The 18,176-nt window shown below is 73.3% G+C and carries 17 protein-coding genes; 10 read left to right on the top strand and 7 right to left on the bottom strand.

The features are described from left to right. Nucleotides 1-117: 117 nt before the first annotated feature. The 3 genes from ACZ63H_RS15955 to ACZ63H_RS15945 form a co-directional block, all read right to left on the bottom strand. Nucleotides 118-759, bottom strand: a complete 642-nt coding sequence (locus ACZ63H_RS15955; protein ID WP_469865301.1) for a TetR/AcrR family transcriptional regulator — start codon at nucleotides 757-759, stop codon at nucleotides 118-120. Continuing rightward, a complete protein-coding gene (locus ACZ63H_RS15950) occupies nucleotides 756-1,583 on the bottom strand; it encodes a sugar phosphate isomerase/epimerase family protein (protein WP_469865299.1) in 828 nt (275 codons plus the stop codon). Before ACZ63H_RS15950 ends, ACZ63H_RS15955 begins: the two co-directional genes overlap by 4 nt. A gap of 94 nt (nucleotides 1,584-1,677) precedes the next feature. After that, nucleotides 1,678-2,610 (bottom strand): Ppx/GppA family phosphatase, encoded by a 933-nt coding sequence (locus tag ACZ63H_RS15945; RefSeq protein WP_469865298.1) that lies wholly within the window; start codon nucleotides 2,608-2,610, stop codon nucleotides 1,678-1,680. A gap of 71 nt (nucleotides 2,611-2,681) precedes the next feature. Here ACZ63H_RS15945 and ACZ63H_RS15940 point away from each other — a divergent pair, with 71 nt between their 5' ends. Continuing rightward, nucleotides 2,682-3,530: a DUF3109 family protein gene (locus ACZ63H_RS15940; protein ID WP_469865296.1), complete on the top strand. Its 849-nt coding sequence runs from the start codon at nucleotides 2,682-2,684 to the stop codon at nucleotides 3,528-3,530. Between the two features lie 81 nt (nucleotides 3,531-3,611). Here ACZ63H_RS15940 and ACZ63H_RS15935 read toward each other — a convergent pair whose 3' ends face one another. Then, the gene (locus ACZ63H_RS15935; RefSeq protein WP_469865294.1) at nucleotides 3,612-5,471 is read right to left on the bottom strand and encodes a hypothetical protein; all 1,860 of its coding nucleotides are present in this window, start codon (nucleotides 5,469-5,471) and stop codon (nucleotides 3,612-3,614) included. Nucleotides 5,472-5,658: 187 nt separating this feature from the next. On the opposite strand from ACZ63H_RS15935, the gene radA reads away from it, so the two are divergent. Then, entirely contained in the window at nucleotides 5,659-7,068 is a 1,410-nt protein-coding gene (gene radA / locus ACZ63H_RS15930) for a DNA repair protein RadA (RefSeq protein ID WP_469865292.1), read from the top strand. Between the two features lie 80 nt (nucleotides 7,069-7,148). After that, nucleotides 7,149-8,273 (top strand): DNA integrity scanning diadenylate cyclase DisA, encoded by a 1,125-nt coding sequence (gene disA / locus ACZ63H_RS15925; RefSeq protein ID WP_030781598.1) that lies wholly within the window; start codon nucleotides 7,149-7,151, stop codon nucleotides 8,271-8,273. Nucleotides 8,274-8,374: 101 nt separating this feature from the next. Here the strand turns inward: disA and ACZ63H_RS15920 are convergent, their stop codons facing one another. Further along, nucleotides 8,375-9,208 (bottom strand): hypothetical protein, encoded by an 834-nt coding sequence (locus tag ACZ63H_RS15920; protein WP_469865289.1) that lies wholly within the window; start codon nucleotides 9,206-9,208, stop codon nucleotides 8,375-8,377. 180 nt (nucleotides 9,209-9,388) lie between these two features. Here ACZ63H_RS15920 and ACZ63H_RS15915 point away from each other — a divergent pair, with 180 nt between their 5' ends. The 5 genes from ACZ63H_RS15915 to cseC all read left to right on the top strand — a co-directional run bounded on the left by ACZ63H_RS15915 (nucleotide 9,389) and on the right by cseC (nucleotide 13,831). After that, complete coding sequence (locus tag ACZ63H_RS15915; protein ID WP_469865287.1) at nucleotides 9,389-10,264, top strand: HhH-GPD family protein; 876 nt, start codon at nucleotides 9,389-9,391, stop codon at nucleotides 10,262-10,264. A 274-nt stretch (nucleotides 10,265-10,538) separates the two neighbouring features. Further along, entirely contained in the window at nucleotides 10,539-11,078 is a 540-nt protein-coding gene (locus ACZ63H_RS15910) for a SigE family RNA polymerase sigma factor (protein ID WP_318202078.1), read from the top strand. Between the two features lie 41 nt (nucleotides 11,079-11,119). After that, nucleotides 11,120-11,728 (top strand): hypothetical protein, encoded by a 609-nt coding sequence (locus tag ACZ63H_RS15905; protein WP_469865285.1) that lies wholly within the window; start codon nucleotides 11,120-11,122, stop codon nucleotides 11,726-11,728. Between the two features lie 38 nt (nucleotides 11,729-11,766). After that, the gene (gene cseB, locus ACZ63H_RS15900) at nucleotides 11,767-12,465 is read left to right on the top strand and encodes a two-component system response regulator CseB (protein ID WP_469865283.1); all 699 of its coding nucleotides are present in this window, start codon (nucleotides 11,767-11,769) and stop codon (nucleotides 12,463-12,465) included. A gap of 10 nt (nucleotides 12,466-12,475) precedes the next feature. Next, nucleotides 12,476-13,831, top strand: a complete 1,356-nt coding sequence (gene cseC / locus ACZ63H_RS15895; RefSeq protein ID WP_469865281.1) for a two-component system sensor histidine kinase CseC — start codon at nucleotides 12,476-12,478, stop codon at nucleotides 13,829-13,831. 366 nt (nucleotides 13,832-14,197) lie between these two features. On the opposite strand, the gene ACZ63H_RS15890 is transcribed toward cseC, so the two are convergent. Next, complete coding sequence (locus ACZ63H_RS15890; RefSeq protein WP_469865279.1) at nucleotides 14,198-15,769, bottom strand: MDR family MFS transporter; 1,572 nt, start codon at nucleotides 15,767-15,769, stop codon at nucleotides 14,198-14,200. 124 nt (nucleotides 15,770-15,893) lie between these two features. Between ACZ63H_RS15890 and ACZ63H_RS15885 the strand changes: the two genes are divergently transcribed. Beyond that, nucleotides 15,894-16,493, top strand: a complete 600-nt coding sequence (locus ACZ63H_RS15885) for a TetR/AcrR family transcriptional regulator (protein WP_469865277.1) — start codon at nucleotides 15,894-15,896, stop codon at nucleotides 16,491-16,493. A gap of 1 nt (nucleotide 16,494) precedes the next feature. Here the strand turns inward: ACZ63H_RS15885 and ACZ63H_RS15880 are convergent, their stop codons facing one another. Then, nucleotides 16,495-17,046, bottom strand: coding sequence for a M23 family metallopeptidase (locus tag ACZ63H_RS15880; RefSeq protein WP_469865275.1), 552 nt, complete (start codon nucleotides 17,044-17,046; stop codon nucleotides 16,495-16,497). A gap of 477 nt (nucleotides 17,047-17,523) precedes the next feature. On the opposite strand from ACZ63H_RS15880, the gene ACZ63H_RS15875 reads away from it, so the two are divergent. Further along, nucleotides 17,524-18,165, top strand: a complete 642-nt coding sequence (locus ACZ63H_RS15875; RefSeq protein WP_469865273.1) for an HAD family acid phosphatase — start codon at nucleotides 17,524-17,526, stop codon at nucleotides 18,163-18,165. Nucleotides 18,166-18,176 lie beyond the last annotated feature (11 nt).

The following is an 18,176-nucleotide window of genomic DNA, read 5'->3' as shown; positions in this document are numbered from 1 at the left end:
CGCTCGCTCCTTCAGACGGGTGTGCCTGCTGTCGAGCGTACGCCGGTCATCCAGCTGGCGGGACAAGGTGTCCGAATCCCGGGACGCCCGTTTCACCGGACGCCACCGGACGGCCCCTCACGGCGCGGTCAGGTGCCCCTGTACGACGGGGGCGACGCGGGCGATGATCCGCTCCAGGTCCGCCGACGCCAGCGGTTCGATCCGGATCACGTACCGCAGCATCGCACAGCCCACCAGCTGGGCGGCCGCCAGCTCGGCGCGCAGCTCGGCGTCCGGCAGCTCCAGCTGGGCGGCGATGCGGCGCATCAGCTGGGTGGCGACCAGGCGGCGGAAGACGGCGGCGGCCGTGTCGTTGTCGACGGCCGAGCGCACGATCGCCAGCAGCGGGGGGCGCGTGGCGGGGTCCTCCCAGACGCCGAACACGAACCGGGTCAGCCGCTCGCCGATCCCGTCCGCCGGGCCCTCGGCGATCGCGTCCGGCGCGCTCAGGGCGGGGGCGAAGGCGACCGCGACGGCCGCCTCGAAGACCTGCTCCTTGGTGCCGAAGTAGTGGTGGACCAGCGCCGAGTCCACACCGGCGGCCTTGGCGATGGCGCGCACGGACGTCTTCTCGTACCCGCGCGCGGAGAACTCCTCGCGGGCGACGGCGAGGATCCGGTCCCGGGTGCCGGCCGACTCGGTGCGCGGGGGGCGGCCCCGGCGCCGGGCGGGAGGACCGGGGGTGCCGCCGTCCGCCGCCGGGGGGCGGGGCGCGGTCATCGCCGGGGCACCCGCACGGCCGCCGTGCTCAGGTGGGCGCGGGTGAAGGCCAGGGCCTCGGCGAGGTCGGCCTCGCGCTCGGCGCCGGACATCGCCCGCCGGGTGTTGACCTCGATCACCACGTGGCCGTCGAACCCAGTGCGCACGAGGCGCTCCAGCAGCTCGGCGCAGGGCTGGGTGCCGCGGCCGGGCACCAGGTGCTCGTCCTTGGCCGAGCCCCGGCCGTCGGCGAGGTGGACGTGCCCGAGCCGGTCGCCCATGCGGCCGACCATGTCGAGGGCGTCGGCGCGGGCCGTCGCCGTGTGGCTGAGGTCGATCGTGAAGTGGCGGTAGTCGTCGTGGGTGACGTCCCAGTCGGGGGCGTAGGCGAGCATCTCGCGGTCGCGGTAGCGCCAGGGGTACATGTTCTCGACGGCGAACCGCACGTCCGTCTCGTCCGCCATCCGCCAGACGCCCTCGACGAAGCCCCGGGCGTACTGCCGCTGCCAGCGGAACGGCGGATGGACGACGACGGTGGAGGCCCCGAGCCTCTCGGCCGCCGCCCGGGCCCGGCGCAGCTTCGTCCAGGGGTCGGTGGTCCACACCCGCTGGGTGATCAGCAGGCAGGGGGCGTGGACGGCCAGGACGGGGACGCCGTGATAGTCCGACAGCCGGCGCAGCGCCTCGATGTCCTGGCTCACCGGGTCGGTCCACACCATGACCTCGACGCCGTCGTAACCGAGGCGCGCGGCGATCTCGAAGGCGGTCGCCGTGGACTCCGGGTAGACGGAGGCGGTCGAGAGCGCGATGCGCACGTCCGTTGGTTCAGCCACGTCCGTCACCATACGGCGTCGGGCGGGGCGGGTGCCGGGTGCCGATTGTCCGTTGTGAGGTATGCCATGCGGGCGCCGCGGAGGCGGTGCCCCGCGGGCCGGGGCGCTATGCCGTGACCATGTGGTCGAGGCGCCGCAGGATCACGCCCTCCCGCAGGGCCCAGGGGCAGATCTCCAGCCGCTCCACGCCGAAGAGGTCCATCGCGCCCTCGGCCACCAGGGCGCCCGCGAGGAGCTGGCCGGCCCTGCCCTCGGACACCCCGGGGAGTCCGGCGCGCTGGCCCGCGGTCATGCCGGCCAGCTTCGGGACCCATGCCTCCAGGGACTCGCGCTTGAGCTCGCGCTGGACGTGGAGGCCGTCGGCGCTGCGGGCGGCGCCGGCTATGCGGGCGAGCTGCTTGAAGGTCTTGGAGGTGGCGACCACGTGGTCGGGGGCGCCGAAGCGGGCGAACTCGCCAACTGTGCGGGCGATCTCGGTACGGACGTGGCGGCGCAGGGCGCGGACGTCCTCCGGGGCGGGCGGGTCGCCGGGCAGCCAGCCGGCGGTGAGGCGCCCGGCGCCGAGCGGCAGGGAGACCGCCGCGTGCGGCTCCTCGTCCATGCCGTAGGCGATCTCCAGGGAGCCGCCGCCGATGTCCAGGACCAGCAGCTTCCCGGCGGACCAGCCGAACCAGCGGCGTACGGCGAGGAAGGTGAGCCGGGCCTCCTCCTCGCCGGAGAGGACCTGGAGGCGTACGCCGGTCTTGTCGGCCACGCGCCCCAGGACGTCGTCGGCGTTGCCGGCCTCGCGGACGGCGGAGGTCGCGAACGGCAGCAGGTCCTCGACGCCCTTGTCCTCGGCGGCCCGCAGCGCGTCCTGCACGACCTCGATCAGCTTGTCGATGCCGCCCTCGTCGATGGCACCGCTGTCGTCGAGGAGTTGGGCGAGCCGGAGTTCGACCTTGTGGGAGTGCGCGGGCAGGGGGCGCGCGCCGGGGTGGGCGTCCACCACCAGCAGATGCACCGTGTTCGAACCCACATCCAGGACACCGAGTCTCATGTACGGAACGCTACTGCCAGAACCCGCGTACTCGGTGTCCCCGGTGCTCCCCCGCCACTTACCCTGGACGGGTGCCAAAGACGAAAAAGGCGAAGGCCGACAAAGCAGGCAAGGTCGGCAAGGCGGGCAACGAGCGTGCGGCCGCCGGAACTCCCGAGGAGGCGAGGGTGAGCGACGAGAAGGGGCTCGACTTCGCCCGCGCCTGGGTGGAGTTCCCGGACCCGGCGGACGACGAGCAGGTCTTCCGCTGCGATCTGACCTGGCTGACCTCTCGCTGGAACTGCATCTTCGGCAGCGGCTGCCAGGGCATCCAGGCGGGGCGCGCGGACGACGGGTGCTGCTCGCTGGGCGCGCACTTCTCCGACGAGGACGACGAGAAGCGGGTCGCCGAGCACGTGGCGCGGCTCACTCCGAAGATCTGGCAGCACCACGACGAGGGCACGCGCGGCGGCTGGGTCTCCGAGGACGAGGAGGGCTCCCGGCAGACGCGGCCCTTCCAGGGTTCGTGCATCTTCCAGAACCGGCCGGGCTTCGCGGGCGGCGCGGGCTGCTCGCTGCACATCCTGGCCCTGAAGGAGGGGCGCGAGCCGCTGGAGACCAAGCCGGACGTGTGCTGGCAGCTGCCGATCCGGCGGACCTACGACTGGATCGAGCGCCCGGACGACACGCGCGTGCTCCAGGTGTCCATCGGCGAGTACGACCGCCGGGGCTGGGGCCCGGGCGGCCACGACCTGCACTGGTGGTGCACCTCGGCGACGTCCGCCCACGGGGCGGGCGAGCCGGTCTACGTCTCCTACCGCGCCGAACTCACGGAACTGATGGGCAAGGCCGGCTACGACCGCCTGGCCGAACTGTGTGAGCGGCGCCTGGCCTCCCAGCTGCCCCTGGTGGCCCCGCACCCCGCGGATCCCGTGGAGTAGCCGGGGTCTTCCACCGCCGCCCCGCCCGTCCCTGCCACCTGGCCGGCGGGCTGCCCCGCCTGCGCTCCCCTCCCCCGGTCCCTAGCTCTCCGAAGGGCTCGGCACCCCTGTTTCCGAGGGGGTCGGGAGCGGGGTGTCCGGGGTGGGCGGGGGCGGGGTGGACGGGGGCGGGGTCGGAGCCGGGGGCGGGGAGGTGCCGGCCGGTGGGGTGGCCGCGGGCGTGGAGGGCGTCGGAACGGCGGACGGGGAGGAGGGGCGGGGGGCCGGGCGGGCCGGTGCCGTGCCGTAGCCGTCGATGGAGACCACCGCGCCCGCCGGGGCCACCGCCACGCGCGCGTGCCAGGGGCCGGCGGGCTCGCGGAGGTGATCGACGTACACCTTGACCGTCAGCGTCCGGCCGGGGGCGAGCGTTCCCGAGGACCGGCTGAAGTAGAGCCACGCGGCCGGCGTGGACACCGACCAGCGGATCCCGGACGACCCCGGGGAGGCCGTGAGCGTGATCAGCGTGGTGTCCCCGTCGTTCGCCGCGCCGACCGCCAGCCGCGCCGCGTCCCTCCCGTCCGTGCCGCCGACGCTCACGACCTGCACGGAGACGTCCGCCTTGCCGGCGCCGCCGGTGCGCGGGCCCCCCTTCGCCCTGGCGTTCCCCGCATTCCCGTAGCCGTCGGCCGGGCCGTCGCCGGGCGCGTCGGGCTCCTGTGCCTCGCGGGCGGTCGCGGACGGCCCGTCGTCCTGCCCGGCCGGGCCGCCCCGGTAGGCGGCCCAGAGCGCGAGGACGGGCGCGGCGACCACCGTGGCGACCACCGTGGTCGTGACGGCACGCGCGCGCATCCGGTCCCGGCGGGCCGCCCGGTCCTCGGGGTCCATCGGGAAGCCGCGCCGGTCGAAGCGGGGCAGGCCCGCGCCACGCGCACGCGGCTGGTGCGCCAGCGCCACGTGGAGGGCCGTGCGCGGCGCCTGGAGGACGGGCAGCTCGGCGGGGGTGACCGTGGCGCCGGGCCAGCGGCCGGGGACGGCGCGCCCGGCGGTGCGGCGGCAGCGCGGGCAGTCGTCCACGTGCCGGACCAGCTCGCGGCGCAGGGTCGTGCTCAGGACCAGCCGGTTGTCCCCGATGAGGTGGGCCACGCTCGGACAGCCGCCCGCCTCGACGACCGCGAGGGCCGCGCGGGTCCGCTCGACCTCGCAGGCGGCGGAGGCGAGCAGCTCGCGCGCGGCGGCGGGCTGCAGGCCGAGCACGGCGGCGACCTCGTGGGCGGCGAGGTGGTGGCGGACGGCGAGTTCCAGGGCCTCGCGCTGCTCGGGGGTGGTCCCGGCCGCCTCCGGCCAGGCCAGCAGGGCGAGTTCGCGGCGCCGCCGCTCCTCGGCCTCCGGCGTGAGAGCCGCTTCCGGGGCGCCCGCGCCCCGTCCGGCACCTCTGCCCGCGCCTCTCGCGGCACCTCGTCCGATGTCCGCGCCGGCCCCGGCACCGAACCCCGGCCCGACCCCCGCCCCTGGCCCCGCCTCGAGCCCCGCGCCCGGACCCCTCGCGGCGGCCCCGCCCCGGCCCGCCGCGTGCGTGCCCTGGCGGCGCCGCTTCGTCTCGGCGAGTTGGCGCAGGCACGCCCAGCGGGACAGGGCGTAGAGCCAGGCCCTGAGGTCGTCGGGGGACTCGGGGCGGCGGTGGCCGCGCCGGCCCGCCACGGCGAGGGCGTCGGCGAGGGCACCGGTGGCCGCGTCGTGGTCGCACAGCACCGACAGGCAGTAGGTGAACAGGCCGTCCAGATACGAGTCGTAGGGCGCCGGCGCGCGCTGGGCGATGGCGCGCGCGGCGGCACGGTCGCGCGCCTCACGGGCCTCGCGCGCTTCTCGTGCCTCACGCGCCTCCCGTCGCGCGTCACACGACTCGTTCCGCGCCTGGTGCGCCCCGGCGGTGCGGGTGGTGGTCTCCGGGCTGCTGCTCATCACCCGTGCGACCGTAGGCGGCGCCGGAGTGCCCCTTCGGGAACCTTGAGCAGTTTTAATCCGTACGGGTGAAACGATCCCTCATAAGGGGACAAGGGCGCCGTGTCCCGGCTCCGGAACCCGGGAGGGCCGGCCGGGAAACGGCCGGTCCGGTCCCGTTGTCAGTGCCGGGGGCTACGGTTTCCGCATGGCTGCCCGTACCAAGACCACCAAGGACCGCCCGTCGTACCGCTGCACGGAGTGCGGCTGGCAGACGGCCAAGTGGCTCGGCCGCTGCCCCGAATGCCAGGCGTGGGGCACGGTCGAGGAGTACGGCGCGCCCGCGGTCCGCACGACGGCGCCGGGCCGGGTCAGCACCTCCGCGCTGCCCATCGGCCAGGTCGACGGCCGGCAGGCCACCGCCCGCACCACCGGCGTGCCCGAGCTGGACCGGGTGCTCGGCGGCGGCCTCGTGCCGGGCGCGGTGGTCCTGCTCGCGGGCGAGCCGGGCGTCGGCAAGTCCACCCTGCTGCTGGACGTGGCCGCCAAGGCGGCGAGCGCCGAGCACCGCACCCTCTACGTCACCGGCGAGGAGTCGGCGAGCCAGGTGCGGCTGCGCGCCGACCGCATCGGCGCCCTGGACGACCATCTGTACCTGGCCGCGGAGACCGACCTGGCCGCCGTCCTCGGTCATCTGGACGAGGTCAAGCCGTCCCTGCTGATCCTCGACTCGGTGCAGACGGTCGCCTCGCCCGAGATCGACGGCGCGCCCGGCGGCATGGCCCAGGTCCGGGAGGTGGCCGGCGCGCTGATCCGCGCCTCCAAGGAGCGCGGCATGTCCACGCTGCTGGTGGGCCACGTCACCAAGGACGGCGCCATCGCCGGCCCCCGCCTGCTGGAACACCTGGTGGACGTCGTGCTGCACTTCGAGGGCGACCGGCACGCCCGCCTGCGCCTGGTGCGGGGCGTGAAGAACCGGTACGGGGCGACGGACGAGGTCGGCTGCTTCGAGCTGCACGACGAGGGCATCACGGGCCTCGCCGACCCCAGCGGCCTGTTCCTGACCCGCCGCGCCGAGCCGGTGCCGGGCACCTGCCTGACCGTCACCCTGGAGGGCCGCCGCCCGCTGGTGGCCGAGGTGCAGGCGCTGACCGTGGACTCGCAGATCCCCTCCCCGCGGCGCACGACGTCCGGTCTGGAGACCTCGCGGGTGTCGATGATGCTGGCCGTGCTGGAGCAGCGCGGCCGGATCAGCGCGCTCGGCAAGCGGGACATCTACTCCGCGACGGTCGGCGGGGTGAAGCTGTCGGAGCCCGCCGCCGACCTCGCCGTCGCGCTCGCCCTGGCCTCCGCCGCCAGCGACACCCCGCTGCCGAAGAACCTGGTGGCGATCGGCGAGGTGGGGCTGGCCGGCGAGGTCAGACGGGTCACGGGGGTGCAGCGCAGGCTCGCCGAGGCGCACCGGCTGGGCTTCACGCACGCGCTCGTGCCGTCGGACCCGGGGAAGGTGCCGGCCGGCATGAAGGTGCTGGAGGTCGCCGACATGGGGGACGCGCTGCGGGTTCTGCCGCGCTCCCGTCGCCGAGAGGCCCCACGGGAGGCGGAGGAGCGCCGGTAGACTTTGCCCTGGTCTCGCCCGTCCGTACGAACCGAGTGCGGGTACGGGGGCGCGTCAGAACCTGCGACCGGAGGAGTGCAGTGGCAGCCAACGACCGGGCAGCGGCTCCCGGCAAGTCCGGTGGGAGTGCCGGTTCCGACGGTCTGATGCGCGCCTCGCTGAGCGCCGTGGCGCCGGGCACGCCCCTGCGGGACGGCCTGGAGCGGGTTCTGCGCGGCAACACCGGCGGTCTCATCGTCCTCGGCTCCGACAAGACGGTCGAGGCGATGTGCACGGGCGGGTTCGTGCTGGACGTCGAGTTCACGGCCACCCGGCTGCGGGAGCTGTGCAAGCTGGACGGCGGCATCGTGCTGTCGTCGGACCTGTCGAAGATCCTGCGCGCGGGCGTGCAGCTGGTGCCGGACCCGACGATCCCCACGGAGGAGACGGGCACGCGGCACCGCACGGCGGACCGGGTGAGCAAGCAGGTCGGCTTCCCAGTGGTCTCGGTCTCCCAGTCGATGCGGCTGATCGCCCTGTACGTGGACGGTCAGCGGCGCGTCCTGGAGGACTCGGCGGCGATCCTGTCCCGGGCGAACCAGGCGCTGGCGACCCTGGAGCGGTACAAGCTGCGGCTGGACGAGGTCGCGGGCACGCTGTCGGCGCTGGAGATCGAGGACCTGGTGACGGTCCGGGACGTCTCGGCGGTCGCGCAGCGGCTGGAGATGGTCCGCCGCATCGCGACCGAGATCGCCGAGTACGTGGTCGAGCTGGGCACCGACGGCCGGCTTCTCGCGCTCCAGCTGGAGGAGTTGATCGCCGGGGTCGAGCCGGACCGCGAGCTGGTCGTGCGCGACTACGTGCCCGAGCCGACGGCGAAGCGGTCCCGCACGGTCGAGGAGGCGCTCGCCGAACTCGACGCGCTGACCCACGCGGAGCTGCTGGAGCTGGGCACGGTGGCGCGTGCGCTGGGCTACACCGCGTCGCCCGAGTCGCTGGACTCGGCGGTCTCGCCGCGCGGCTTCCGGCTGCTGGCCAAGGTGCCGCGGCTGCCGGGCGCCATCATCGACCGGCTGGTGGAGCACTTCGGGGGCCTGCAGAAGCTGCTGGCCGCGAGCGTGGACGACCTGCAGACCGTGGACGGCGTGGGCGAGGCGCGGGCGCGCAGCGTCCGGGAGGGGCTGTCGCGGCTCGCGGAGTCGTCGATCCTGGAGCGGTACGTCTGAGTTCCGGCCGGGCGCCTGACGGCTCCGGCCTTCCGGTCGGCCGGCGGCTGCGGGTTCGTCGTGGTTGCCCGCGCCGTTCCCCGCGCCCCTCCGGGGCGCTCTCAGTCCGCCGACAGCACGAACGACGCCTGGAGCTTGCCGTGGCCGGGCGCCCTGGCCTCCAGCAGGTACGTGCCCGGCTTCGCGGCACCGCCGGACGGCGTCGCGCAGTGCGCGGCACTCGGCCTGCGGTCCCACGTCACGGTGTAGGTGATGCTCTGCCCGGCCGGCACCCGGAAGGCCAGGCTGCCCGGACCCTTGGGGCAGTCGTCCGAGGACCAGAACGCGTCGTCGCCGTCCGCCGGGGTGATCGTCAACACGGCGCGCTTCGGGCCGAGATCGACCTTGCAGTCCGCCGACGAGCCGTTCTTCGCGGTGAGTTCGAAGGTCGGGGTCTGGTCCGGCGAGTAGGAGTTGCGGACGCTGCGCAGGCTCAACGCCACCGCGTCGGGGGCGCAGCCGGGCACCGTGGAGGAGCCGGGGAGCGCGTCGCCCGCGGCGACGGCGGCACCGCCGGAACCCGCGCCCCCAAAACCGCCCGAGCCGGCGGACCCGCCCGTCCCGGTCGAGCCGCCGGAGCCCGCGGCCGATCCCGGGGCACCGCCGTCACCGGAGCCCCCGGAGTCCGCGCCGCCGGTGTCCCCGCCGCCCGACTCGTCGCGCCCGCCCGGGTGTTGGGTGATCGCGGGGCCGGACGCACTCGGTCCGGGCGTGATGGTGTGCGTGGGGTTCTTGCCGTCGGACCCGGCGGTGTCCTTCTTGCCACCCCCGCCGCCGGTGGTGACGATCACCGTGATCACGAGCGCCAACAGGGCGACCACGGACAGCAGTACGACCCTCCGACGCCAGTAGATGGAGGAGGGAAGCGGCCCGACCGGATTGCGCAGAGATCCCACGCGCAAACTGTACGAGAGATCGCCGCGCTCGCTCGCGTCACCCGCCGTGCCGCGGTGAACTTTTCCGGATCATCATTTCTCCTAACTGCGTTGGACGGCGCGGTCCTTCGCGTTTCGCCACGCTCGGTGACCACCCCCTCACGCACGACACCCGGCCACCCGTGGCAGGATCGAAGGGCCATGACTGAGAAGCTCCACGCCCCCGTGATCGCCTGGTTCGACGCCCATGCCCGTGACCTCCCCTGGCGCCGCCCGGAGGCGGGCCCGTGGGGCGTGATGGTCAGCGAGTTCATGCTCCAGCAGACCCCGGTGAACCGGGTGCTGCCCGTCTACGAGGAATGGCTGGCCCGCTGGCCGCGCCCCGCCGACCTGGCGAAGGAGGCGCCGGGCGAGGCGGTGCGCGCCTGGGGCCGGCTCGGCTACCCGCGCCGCGCCCTGCGGCTGCACGGCGCCGCGGTCGCCATAACGGAGCGGCACGGCGGGGACGTGCCGACGGACCACGCGCAGTTGCTGGCGCTGCCCGGGATCGGCGAGTACACGGCGGCGGCCGTCGCCTCCTTCGCCTACGGGCAGCGGCACGCGGTGCTGGACACCAATGTGCGCCGGGTGATCGCGCGGGCGGTGACCGGGGTGCAGTACCCGCCGAACGCGACCACGGCCGCCGAACGGCGCCTGGCCCGGGAACTGCTGCCCGAGGACGAGCGGACCGCCGCGCGGTGGGCCGCCGCCTCCATGGAGCTGGGCGCGCTGGTGTGCACGGCGAAGAACGAGGGGTGCGGGCGGTGCCCGATCGCCGGGCAGTGCGCCTGGCGGCTGGCGGGCAAGCCGGAGCACTCGGGACCGCCGCGGCGCGGACAGACGTACGCCGGTACGGACCGGCAGGTGCGCGGCAAGCTGCTGGCCGTGCTGCGCGAGGCGCACGTGCCGGTGCCGCAGGCGGCGCTGGACCGGGTGTGGCACGAGCCGGTGCAGCGGGCCCGCGCGCTGGACGGGCTGGTCTCGGACGGTCTGGTGGAGCCGCTGCCCGGCGGTCTGTACCGGCTGCCGCTGGGCTGACACACAGCCAGGTCACATTCCCGGGGCGTACGTCACGAAGGAACCGATGCGCCATAACGCCCCATAAAGGGACGTAACTTCCCCGATCTCCACCCCGTCACGGCTTCCGTTACACAACCGACGGATAGCCGATTGCCGGCCGCAGGCTGGTCCGCACAGCCCCGTGACAACCGCTCCGTAGCTTCTTGTCCGTGCCCGGCGGACCACCGGGCGCGGGGACAGCGGGACTTCCGGCAGGAGCCGGAGGCACGACGGGGAACGGAGGCGGTTGATCATGGCGCAGGGCGAGGTGCTCGAATTCGAGGAGTACGTCCGCACCCGGCAGGACGCGCTGCTGCGCAGTGCCCGCCGGCTGGTGCCGGACCCGGTCGACGCCCAGGACCTGCTGCAGACCGCGCTGGTGCGGACGTACGGCCGCTGGGAGGGCATCGCCGACAAGCGGCTCGCCGACGCCTATCTGCGCCGGGTCATGATCAACACGCGGACCGAGTGGTGGCGGGCGCGCAAGCTGGAGGAAGTGCCGACCGAGCAGCTGCCGGACGCCTCCGTGTCGGACTCCACCGAGCAGCACGCGGACCGGGCCCTGCTGATGGACGTCCTGAAGGTGCTCGCACCCAAGCAGCGCAGTGTCGTGGTGCTGCGACACTGGGAGCAGATGTCCACGGAGGAGACGGCCGCGGCCCTCGGCATGTCGGCCGGTACGGTCAAGAGCACGCTGCACCGGGCGCTCGCCCGGCTCCGCGAGGAGCTGGAGGCCCGCGATCTGGACGCACGCGCGCTGGAGCGTGAGGAGCGGGAGCGTTGCGCGGCCTGACCGGGGCCGGACCCGACGGGGTCCGAGGGAGTTCACAGGCGGTGATCGCGGTGGGGACCGCGCTCGCCGCCCTCGCCCTTTCCCTCGCCGCCTGCGGCAGCGGGGGCACCGGCGCCCGGGACGAGGGCCCGGCGCACGCCTCGGCGGCGGCGGACGCCGCCGCCGCTCCCTCCCCCTCCCCCGGCACCGCCTTCGGCAAGTTCCGGCGGGTGGACGCCGTGGCGCTGCTCAAGCGCGACCCCGGGGTGTCGGCGGCGGTCAAACGGGAGCTGAAGCCGTGCGACGGCGACGACTACCAGGTCGACGTCTCGTACGCCGATCTCACCGACGCCCCGGTGGACGACGTCGTCATCAACGTGATGACCTGCGCGGACTGGGTCGGCATCGGCTCGTACGTGTACCGGGACGAGGACGGCGTGTTCCGGAACGTCTTCAAGAGCGAGGAGTCCCCGGTCTACGCGGAGATCGACCGCGGCACCCTGTCGGTGACCCGGCAGTATTACGAGCAGGACGACCCGATCTCCAGCCCGTCCGGTGACATCGTGACCCCCTACACCTGGAAGGCGGGCCGGTTCGTCCCGGGCAAGCCCACCCGCAACGAGTACGGCAAGTCCGCCGACGGCACCCCGCGGCCGGTGCCGGCCACCTGATCCCCCACACGCACACCATGAGGACTGAGAGCACCGGGATGGCAGACCAGACCCACGTCCTGTTCGTCGAGGACGACGACGTCATCCGCGAGGCCACCCAGCTCGCCCTGGAGCGGGACGGCTTCGCGGTCACCGCGATGCCCGACGGCCTGTCGGGCCTGGAGGCGTTCCGGGCGAACCGCCCCGACATCGCCCTGCTGGACGTCATGGTGCCGGGCCTGGACGGGGTCAGCCTGTGCCGGCGGATCCGGGACGAGTCGACCGTGCCGGTGATCATGCTGTCGGCGCGCGCCGACTCCATCGACGTCGTCCTCGGCCTGGAGGCGGGCGCCGACGACTACGTGACCAAGCCGTTCGACGGTGCCGTGCTGGTCGCCCGGATCCGCGCGGTGCTGCGCCGCTTCGGGCACGCGGGCGGGGAGCGGGCGCAGGAGTCCGGGTCCGCGGTCACCGGCACGCTGGCCTTCGGGGACCTGGAGATCGACACCGAGGGCATGGAGGTGCGGCGGGCCGGACGGCCGGTGGCGCTCACCCCGACCGAGATGCGGCTGCTGCTGGAGTTCTCCTCCGCGCCGGGCACCGTGCTCTCCCGCGACAAGCTGCTGGAACGCGTGTGGGACTACGGCTGGGGCGGGGACACCCGGGTCGTGGACGTGCATGTGCAGCGGCTGCGGCAGAAGATCGGCCAGGACCGGATCGAGACGGTCCGCGGCTTCGGCTACAAGCTGAAGGCCTGAGCGGGGCGGTATGCGGGGGATCCTGCGGCACCCGGTGCGGCGCGTGGAACGCGCGGGACTGCGCACGGGGCTCAGATGGAAGCTGAGCGCGGCGATCGCGCTGGTGGCCGGTCTGGTGGCGGTCGTGCTGAGCCTGGTCGTGCACAACGCGGCCCGGGTCTCGATGCTGGACAACGCGCGCGAGCTGGCCAACGACCGCCTGGTGCTGGCCCAGCGCAACTACGAACTGAACCGGGGGCCGGTCTTCCCCTACGTCCAGGTGGACGACCCCGGGCTGCCGGACGCGCTGCGCGAGAGCGTCGAGCGGGGCCGGCGGGCCAGTGACGTCTCCCGGCACGGCAAGGACCCGGACATCTGGGCGGCCGTCCCGGTGAAGGGCGGGCACGTGCTGTCCGTGCACCTGCACCTGCCGGACCGCAGCGTCGACATGCTGAGGGACCTGGACCAGGCCCTGGTCATCGGCTCGGTCGCGGTGGTGCTCGGCGGCAGCGCGCTCGGCGTGCTGATCGGCGGTCAGCTGTCCCGCCGGCTGCGCAAGGCGGCGGCCGCCGCGAACCGGGTCGCCAAGGGCGAGACCGAGGTGCGGGTGCGGGAGGCCATCGGCGGGGTCGTGCGGGACGAGACCGACGATCTCGCGCGCGCGGTGGACGCCATGGCGGACGCGCTGCGGCAGCGGCTGGAGGCCGAGCGGCGGGTCACCGCCGACATCGCGCACGAGCTGCGCACCCCGGTGACCGGGCTGCTGACGGCGGCGGAACTGCTGCCGCCCGGGCGGCCCACGGAACTGGTCCTGGACCGGGCGAAGGCGATGCGCACGCTGGTCGAGGACGTGCTGGAGGTGGCCCGGCTGGACAGCGCCTCGGAGCGGGCGGAGCTGCAGGACATCATGCTGGGCGAGTTCGTCGCGCGCCGGGTGGCGGCCAAGGACCCGGAGGCCGCCGTGCGCGTGGTGCACGAGTCGGAGGTCACCACCGATCCGCGGCGGCTGGAGCGGGTGCTCTTCAACCTGCTCGCCAACGCCGCCCGGCACGGCCGGCCGCCGATCGAGGTCACCGTGGAGGGCCGGGTCATCCGGGTCCGCGACCACGGCCCCGGCTTCCCCGAGGAGCTGCTGGCCGAGGGGCCGAGCCGGTTCCGCACCGGCAGCAAGGACCGCGCCGGGCAGGGCCACGGGCTGGGCCTGACCATCGCGGCCGGCCAGGCCCGCGTCCTCGGCGCCCGGCTGACCTTCCGCAACGTACGCCCCGTCGGCACCCCCGCCCACCTGCCCGCCGAGGGCGCGGTCGCCGTCCTGTGGCTCCCGGAGCACGCCCCCACCAACACGGGCAGCTATCCGATGCTGCCGGTGTCCGGGGGGAACCGGTGACGGACGTGGCGCCCGGGGCGGGCGAGTAGGACACGGTCGCCCGGACCGGGGTGTTCCTGTTCACCGACGGCCGCCCGACCGGTTCGCCCCGGTCCCCCCGACGGCTGCCCGACCGGTTCGCCCCGGTCTCCCCGCCGGCTGCCCGACCGGTTCCCCCCGGTCTCCCCGACGGCGGCCGCACCCTGCGCCGAGGCGCCCGGCCCCCGCGTCCCGCCCTCTCGCGGCTCGTCCCCGGCGTTCCGCCCCCGCGCGGCCCGTCCCCGGCGCCGGCGGCACACGCGGTGCCGCGGGCGGCGGGCACGGCTCGGGAAGACGCCGAAGGCCCCGGCGGCGGACACGCGCCGGGGCCTTCGGGTGCGAGGAGGCTCAGATGGCCTCGGCCATCGGCTGCGGCGCCGCTTCCGCGCCCTCGCCGGAGGCCTTCGGTCCGCCCTTGAGCGGCACCTCCTTGACGAACAGGGCCGCGATCAGCACCGGCACCGCGATCACGGCGCCGAGCAGGAACGCGGAGTGCGTGCCCGAGGAGACCGCGTGCTGGTAGGCCTCGCGGGCCGCCGCCGGCAGCTTGGCCAGGCTGTCCGCGTCCAGCTGCGCCGACTTGGCGGTGATCTTCGAGCCCAGGTCGCCGGCCCGCTCGGTCATGACGTCCTGCACGCGGTGGTTGAACAGCGCACCCATGATGGCGACGCCGAAGGAGGAGCCGAGCGTACGGAACAGGGTGGCCGAGGAGGACGCCACGCCCATGTCCTTCATCTGCACGCTGTTCTGCGCGACCAGCATGGTGATCTGCATCAGGCAGCCCATGCCGGCACCGACCACGGCCATGAAGACGCCGGAGGTGAACCGGGTCGTGCCGGTGTCCATCGTCGACAGCAGGTACAGACCGATGATCATCAGGGCGCCGCCGGCGATCGGGAAGATCTTGTACCGGCCGCTGCTGGTGGTGATCCGTCCGGCGATCATCGAGGTCACGAGCATCGCGCCGAGCATCGGCAGGAGCAGCAGACCCGAGTTGGTCGCGGAGGCTCCCTGCACGGCCTGCTGGTACAGCGGCAGGAACAGCGTGGCGCCGAACATCACGAAGCCGGTGATGAAGCCGATGACCGCCATCAGGGTGAAGTTGCCGCTCTTGAAGATGTGCAGCGGCAGGACCGGCTCGGCGGCCTTGGTCTGCCAGAACACGAACCCGATCAGCGCGGCCACGCCGATGCCGATCAGCTCCATGATCCGCGCGGAGGTCCAGGCGTACTCGGTGCCGCCCCACGTGGTGACCAGCACGATCGCGGTGATGCCGACGGTCAGCAGGACCACGCCCAGGTAGTCGATGCCCGCCTTGGACCGCTTCCTCGGCAGCTGGAGCACGACGGTGACCAGCGCGAGGGCGACCGCGCCCAGCGGGAGGTTGATGTAGAAGGCCCAGCGCCAGCCCCAGTTGTCGGTGATGGTGCCGCCGACCAGCGGGCCGCCGATCATCGCCAGCGCCATGACGCCGGCCATCATGCCCTGGTACTTGCCCCGCTCCCGGGGCGGCACGAGGTCGCCGATGATCGCCATGACACCGACCATGAGACCGCCGGCGCCGAGGCCCTGCACGGCCCGGAACCCGATCAGCTGGCCCATGTCCTGGGCCATGCCGCTCAGCGCCGAGCCGACGAGGAAGATCACGATGGAGGCGAGGAAGGCCCCCTTGCGCCCGTACATGTCACCGAGCTTGCCCCAGACCGGGGTCGAGGCCGCGGTGGCCAGGGTGTAGGAGGTGACGACCCAGGACAGGTGCTCCAGGCCGCCGAGATCGCCCACGATCGTGGGCATCGCCGTACCCACGATCATGTTGTCGAGCATCGCGAGCATCATCGCGATCATGAGTGCGAGCAGCACCACCCGCACACTCCTGGGGCGTTTGCCCGCTATGACGCCTTCGACTGTGTCCGCCATCATCTTCCCGTTTCCCCCAGGGCGGGCACTTACTTGCCGCCCGGCTAGTTCTCACTACACTGGGAAGGTAGACGGCTTACTAGCCGGGCGTCAAGTAAGTTTCCGCGGGAGCGCGAGGAGTACGAGGATGGGCGGCACCATGGACGGCACCAAGCAGCAGCGCCGCGGCAACACCCGCCAGCGCATCCAGGACGTGGCCCTCGAACTCTTCGCGGAGCAGGGCTACGAGAAGACCTCCCTGCGGGAGATCGCCGAGCGCCTCGACGTCACCAAGGCGGCGCTGTACTACCACTTCAAGACCAAGGAAGAGATCATCGTCAGCCTCTTCGAGGACCTGACGCAGCCGATCGAGGCCCTGATCGAGTGGGGCAGGGGACAGCCGGGCACCCTGGAGACCAAAGAGGAGATCATCCGCCGCTACAGCGAGGCGCTCGCGGGCGCGGAGCCGTTGTTCCGCTTCATGCAGGAGAACCAGGCGACGGTGCGCGAACTGCGCATCGGCGACACCTTCAAGGACCGGATGCGCGGCCTGCGGGACATCCTCATCACGCCCGAGGCGGAGCTGGTGGACCAGGTGCGCTCGGTCAGCGCGATGTTCACGCTGCACGCCGGGATGTTCGTGCTGCAGGACGTCGAAAGCGACTCCGAGAAGCGGCGCGAGGCCGTTCTCGAAGTCGCCCTGGACATGATCCGGCAGGCGCACGAACACGCCCGCCGCAAGGACTAGGTCAGACCGTCACGCCGTGGGAGCGCAGGAACGCGACCGGGTTGACGGCGGAGCCGTAGTTCGGGGTGGTGCGGATCTCGAAGTGCAGGTGGGGACCGGTGGAGTTGCCGGTGGAGCCGGACAGCGCGATGTGCTGGCCGGTCGCCACGACCTGGCCGATCCGCACGTCGATGCGGGACAGGTGCGCGTACTGCGAGTAGGTGCCGTTGCCGTGCTTGATGACGATGGCGTTGCCGTACGCCGGGCCGTCACCGGCGCCGTTGGGGCCGGCCTTGACCACGGTGCCGCCGTGCGCGGCGACGACGTCGGTGCCGGTCGGCACGGCGAAGTCCTGGCCGCTGTGCTTGGCGACCCAGTGGCCGCCGGCCTGCATGAAGCTGGCGGAGAGCGTGTAGTGCTTCACCGGGTCGACCCAGGACGTGGCGGACGCGGTGGCGGCGCTCGCGACCCCGGAGCCCAGGACGGCCGTGGCGCCGAGACCGGCGGCCATGACGGCCACGCGGGTGCGGAGCGGGGACGTGCGGGCGAAGCGGGACGTGAAGCGTCGGAACATCGTGACCTCGTGAACTCGGGGACTGGTCGGCCACCCGGCACACGGACGTCCGTCGAGAACGTCCACCGAAGCGGCCATTACTTGGTAACCGAGCACCCCGAGAGCTGACAAAGGGCCCCTCTACGGCACCGAGTAGTAGATGCCGCCTAAAACCGGTCGATTCCCGACACCTATCGCATTCGGCGGACACCGCTCCTGACGTCGCGCTTCTTCCCGCTTTCCACCTCCGACTTCGGTAGTAAAAGTCCCTTTTATCCGGCTATTTCCGTTCACTGTGCGGGTTAGTAGGTGACTTACCTCTCGTGCGCCATGTCACCGGCCGGATATCCGCCCGGGGGCGGAATTGTGACGCGCACCTCTATCCACCTACCGCCCGGTAACCCTACGGTTCCCCACGCGCCACCCTCGGCTCGGATCATGCCCCTGACCTTCAGGACGCGTACGGACACGCGTACGGACGTGAGAGGACCCCCACCGATGACCAGACGCCCCTGGGCGCGCCGCAGCTCCGTGACCGCCGTCTCCCTGGCCGCGCTGGCCGCGCTGGCCGTCCAGGCCGCACCGGCGCAGGCCGCACCGGCCCGGGCGGCCGGCACCACGGCCACGGCCGGGGCCACGGCCGCGAAGGTCGACCGCGCCACCTGGCAGAAGGACTGCCAGGCGGTCATGGACCAGGCCCTGCCCTATCTGAAGCAGCGCATCGCCGCCGCCCGGCCCGGCGAGAAGCAGGCCATCGTCTTCGACATCGACAACACCACGCTGGAGACCGACTTCGGCTTCAGCTACCCCCAGCCCGCCAACCGCCCCGTCCTCGGCGTCGCCCGCTACGCCCAGGAGCACGGCGTCTCCCTCTTCTTCGTCACCGCCCGCCCCGGCGTCCTGTACTGGCCCACCGAGTACAACCTCGAACACGACGGCTACGAGGTCACCGGCCTGCGCGTCCGCGGCCTGACCGACCTCTTCAAGGACGTCGCCGCCTACAAGACCGCCCAGCGCGCCGGCATCGAGAACGACGGCTACACGATCATCGCGAACATAGGCAACAACACCACGGACCTCTCCGGCGGCCACGCCGAGAAGACCTTCAAGCTGCCGGACTACGACGGGCAGTTGTCGTAACACCGCGCGTA

It is taken from the genome of Streptomyces sp. NPDC104831, from assembly GCF_055583025.1.
Note: the sequence above shows the minus strand (reverse complement) of the source record. Positions and strands in the feature narration are given on the sequence as shown.

Bases quoted from the DNA above. Each gene is read 5' to 3' on its own strand.
- ACZ63H_RS15955 (WP_469865301.1), bottom strand. From the start codon at position 759: ATGACCGCGCCCCGCCCCCCGGCGGCGGACGGCGGCACCCCCGGTCCT.
- ACZ63H_RS15950 (WP_469865299.1), bottom strand. From the start codon at position 1,583: ATGGTGACGGACGTGGCTGAACCAACGGACGTGCGCATCGCGCTCTCG.
- ACZ63H_RS15945 (WP_469865298.1), bottom strand. From the start codon at position 2,610: ATGAGACTCGGTGTCCTGGATGTGGGTTCGAACACGGTGCATCTGCTG.
- ACZ63H_RS15935 (WP_469865294.1), bottom strand. From the start codon at position 5,471: ATGAGCAGCAGCCCGGAGACCACCACCCGCACCGCCGGGGCGCACCAG.
- radA (WP_469865292.1), top strand. From the start codon at position 5,659: ATGGCTGCCCGTACCAAGACCACCAAGGACCGCCCGTCGTACCGCTGC.
- ACZ63H_RS15915 (WP_469865287.1), top strand. From the start codon at position 9,389: ATGACTGAGAAGCTCCACGCCCCCGTGATCGCCTGGTTCGACGCCCAT.
- ACZ63H_RS15910 (WP_318202078.1), top strand. From the start codon at position 10,539: ATGGCGCAGGGCGAGGTGCTCGAATTCGAGGAGTACGTCCGCACCCGG.
- cseB (WP_469865283.1), top strand. From the start codon at position 11,767: ATGGCAGACCAGACCCACGTCCTGTTCGTCGAGGACGACGACGTCATC.
- cseC (WP_469865281.1), top strand. From the start codon at position 12,476: ATGCGGGGGATCCTGCGGCACCCGGTGCGGCGCGTGGAACGCGCGGGA.
- ACZ63H_RS15890 (WP_469865279.1), bottom strand. From the start codon at position 15,769: ATGATGGCGGACACAGTCGAAGGCGTCATAGCGGGCAAACGCCCCAGG.
- ACZ63H_RS15885 (WP_469865277.1), top strand. From the start codon at position 15,894: ATGGGCGGCACCATGGACGGCACCAAGCAGCAGCGCCGCGGCAACACC.
- ACZ63H_RS15880 (WP_469865275.1), bottom strand. From the start codon at position 17,046: ATGTTCCGACGCTTCACGTCCCGCTTCGCCCGCACGTCCCCGCTCCGC.
- ACZ63H_RS15875 (WP_469865273.1), top strand. From the start codon at position 17,524: ATGACCAGACGCCCCTGGGCGCGCCGCAGCTCCGTGACCGCCGTCTCC.